The 3,629-nt window shown below is 51.9% G+C and carries 2 protein-coding genes; both read right to left on the bottom strand.

The features are described 5' to 3' along the window. Window positions 1-117 precede the first annotated feature (117 nt). Entirely contained in the window at window positions 118-2,145 is a 2,028-nt protein-coding gene (locus HMPREF2726_RS00760) for a BCCT family transporter (protein WP_009311336.1), read from the bottom strand. A 415-nt stretch (window positions 2,146-2,560) separates the two neighbouring features. Further along, the coding region (locus tag HMPREF2726_RS00765; RefSeq protein ID WP_246827835.1) for a hypothetical protein at window positions 2,561-3,629 on the bottom strand (1,069 nt) is incomplete at its 5' end.

Here is a 3,629-nt window from a genome sequence, read left to right on the forward strand (position 1 = left end):
CGCTACGGTTGGATTGTGGATGGGGTGTGTGGTTTGTTTGAACGCATGAAGAAAGGTCGTCTGAAAATGGGAAACCCGTTTTCAGACGACCTTGGTTACCACCTGTTTAACAAAAACTTATTCTGCCAATTCGGTTTGCTGGTGCGACATGAGTTCTTGTCCGACATCGGTCAGGAGGTTGAGGTAACGCTCGTACTGCTTGAGGATGTCGGCGATGAGTTCGCGGCGGTTCATGTATTGCACGTCGTAGCCGCTGCGGCCGTCGAAGAAGTAGGTGTAGGGCTCGTAGGTTACGTTGTGGCGGATGTGCGGGAGGTGGCCGTCTTTGATAAGCTGTTCGGACACTTCGCGCTTGATGGTTTTAATGCCGTACATGAAGTCGCGCAGGGACTCTTTGTGGATGGTGAATTCGACGGCAGGTTCTTCGCGGTCGAAGTGGGTTTGGATATCGACGCTCAGGCTGTATTTGTCGGACAGCTCCTCGCCCAATTCGCGCATGGCGGGCAGGGCGGTGGTTTTGAGGAATTTGAGGATGTCTTGTTCCTGTGTTTGGTTCAGCATGCGTTCGAGCCTGTCCTGCCAATTGTCGCCGCTCCAATAGACACTGGAGGGGGTGACGGCGGTCGTGAAGTATTTGTGGTCGGCGTTTAATCCGCGCCATAGGCTGAAACACATGATCAGCATGAGCATGGCGAAAGGCAGGGCGACGATGAGGGTCATGGTTTGCAGGGTGGGCAGTCCGCCGAAGCGCAAAAGGACAATGGCGGCGGCGGACATCAACAGCCCCCACATCACTGCCTGCCAGCGCGGGGCGGCCACGCTTTTGTCGCGGGAGGCGATGTTGTTGAGGACGTAAATACCGGAGTCGGCGGAGGTGATGAAGAAGAGGGCGATCACCATGAGGCTGACAAGCCCTGTGAGGGTCGGCAGGGGGAGGTATTCGAGGAAGCGGAAGAGGAGTTTTTCGGGCGTGCCGGTCAATTCGCCCAATGCGCCTGCTGCGGTGTGGTCGTTAATCCAGATGGCGGTATCGCCGAAGATGGTAAACCAGATGACGCAGAACAGGGAGGGAACCGCCAAAACGCCGAAAATAAATTCGCGTATGGTGCGTCCGCGCGAGATGCGGGCGATGAAGAGTCCGACGAAAGGCGCCCAAGAACACCACCATGCCCAGTATAAGATGGTCCAGCCGCCGAACCATTCGGTATGGTTTTGTTCGTAGCTGTACGTTTTGAAACTGAGTTGTACGAGGTTGCTCAGGTAAGTGCCGAGGTTGTCGTTGAAGGCGGAGAGCAGGTGGAGGGTCGGGCCGGTGGCGAGGACGAAAACCATCAGTACAAAAGCAAGGGTCAAGTTCATCTCGCTCAACATTTTGACGCCTTTGCCTATGCCGGAGGCGGCGGAGGCGACCGCCAAACCCATGACGGCGAAAATCACGATGGTTTGTACGGAAAAGGTGTTTTCGCTTATCCAGCCGATTTGTGCCAAGCCCGCACCCAACTGCGCCGCGCCGAAACCAAGCGTGGTAATGATGCCGAACAGGGTGGCGACCAGCGCAAGTATGTCGATGATGTCGCCTGCCTTACCGTCGATTTTCTCTTTCAACAGCGGATAAAAGCAGGAGCGCAGGGAAAGCGGGAGTTTGTAGCGGAAGGCGAAATAGGCGAGCGCCAACGCCATGGCGGCGTAAACCGACCAGGCATGTACGCCCCAGTGGAAGAGGGTGTGGAGCAACGCATCCTGCTGCCTTGCGCCGCTGCCGCCTTCGGTGATGGGGGACAGATAGTGGGTGAGCGGTTCGGCGACGCCGAAAAACATCAACCCGACCCCCATACCCGCCGCGAACAGCATGGCGAGCCAAGACCAAAAGCTAAATTCAGGCTCTTCTTCGTTGCTGCCCAGCTTGATGTTGCCGAAGCTGCTGACCGAAAGTGCGAGCAGGAAGAAGAAGAAGACTGAAAACGCCAAGATGTAAAACCAACTGAAGTTTTTGAAAATGCCCGTTTTGGCGGCATTGAGGACGGTTTCTGCTTGCTGCGGAATCAAAAGCGCGATGCCGATGACCAGCAGCACGAAGGACAGCGTAACGGAAACGACGAAGGGGTTGAACGAAGAGCGGTTGCGTAAGAAATGAAATAAAGACAAACCTTGACCTCCTTTGGGATGGTGAGGCAGGCGGATACGGGCGCAAGGCTGTATATGGTTGATTAACAAAAACTAGGAATAAAACATGGTCTGTCGGACAGGGTCCGAGACTTTCCCGATTTTTGGTAATCCACTATAAAACGCAGACAAAAAACGAATGGCGTTTAAACCGTCCTGCCGGATGAAAAACAAGGGAAAAAGAGAGTAAAAACGCACAGATGAATGAGCCGTAATGAGGGCCGGGTGAGACAAAATGGATGATGATTATTTCTTTTTTTGAAGGAATAATAACAAAATCAGGGGATTGTTTCAAATTGGGAAAGATTTGTGTGTATTGGGACAAGAAAGATGGCAGCGATAAAATGGGCAAAGGGGTCGTCTGAAACGCCTTTCAGACGACCCCTCATCAGTTTTATTAGCTATTGCCGCTATCTACTTTCTTAAACGACAACCAAATGCAGACGCCGACCGATATCAGCCAAGCCGCCAGCAGCCAATACGGGTTGAGCAAATGGGCGTAGGGATTCAAATTGGGATTCTTGATGGGCGGCAGATAAACCATAACGCCGAAGTAGGCAGACGATAGGGCAAGGCCGCTCAAAATGCCTTTTTGGTCTTTACGCAGACGCATCAGCATTGCCGTCAAACCGCTTGCCGCCATGGCGGCAAAGCCAAAGAAAGTCATCGGGATAAAGTGTGCGCTCCAAGCTTGTGTGTCGGGGAAGGCGGAGTCCGGCTGCATCAGGAAGGCGCAAGTCAGGAAAATCGGCGTACCTGCCAAAGCAAAAGCAAGCGGAATCCACCAGCGGTAAGAAAAAACGCCTTTTTTTTCAGTTGCATGTTCAAAAATGACTTGCCCCGCATGAATGCCCGCCTTCACGGTTTTCACGGCAATTTCCCGCTCCCGTTTATACCCGCTTTCACTAGGTAAAAACACCAGCCCAAAGGGAATAACGGCAAACGCATTCAATAGGCTGAATATCGTTAATCCTTCGAAATAAAAATTAAACAGCATCTCTATATCTTTTGACAAAAACAGCGCAAACAATATCGTGCTTATGTAGGAACAGACAAAGCCGATGAGCATGGCGGTCAAGATATGCTTCAAGTTCCTATGCAAACGAAGCTGCGTCATCGCCATACCGGTCAGTATGCCCCAAACCAGTATATAGCCAAGCATATAGAGTAAACCGGTAATTATTGCAGCCACACTAGTCAGACTGCCGAACACCAGTCCGAAAATACCGAAATGGAGCATAGAGGCAAAAAAAGCTGCCACCCCGCCGGAAGCTACGGCAAGCTGAACGGTGAGAAACACGAGTAAAACGCCGTAACACAAGGCATAAACGGTAAAAAGCAGTATAAGGTACGGCTTGCGCGGTTTCTTATCCTTCGGGGTAGTGTTGTCCGACATTATGCTGGTTTCCTTTGGATGATTTATCGGAATTGAAGTATAGTGGATTAACTTTAAATCAGGACAAGGC

The sequence above is a fragment of the Neisseria sp. HMSC074B07 genome, assembly GCF_001810355.1.
In the GTDB taxonomy this organism is placed as follows: domain Bacteria; phylum Pseudomonadota; class Gammaproteobacteria; order Burkholderiales; family Neisseriaceae; genus Neisseria.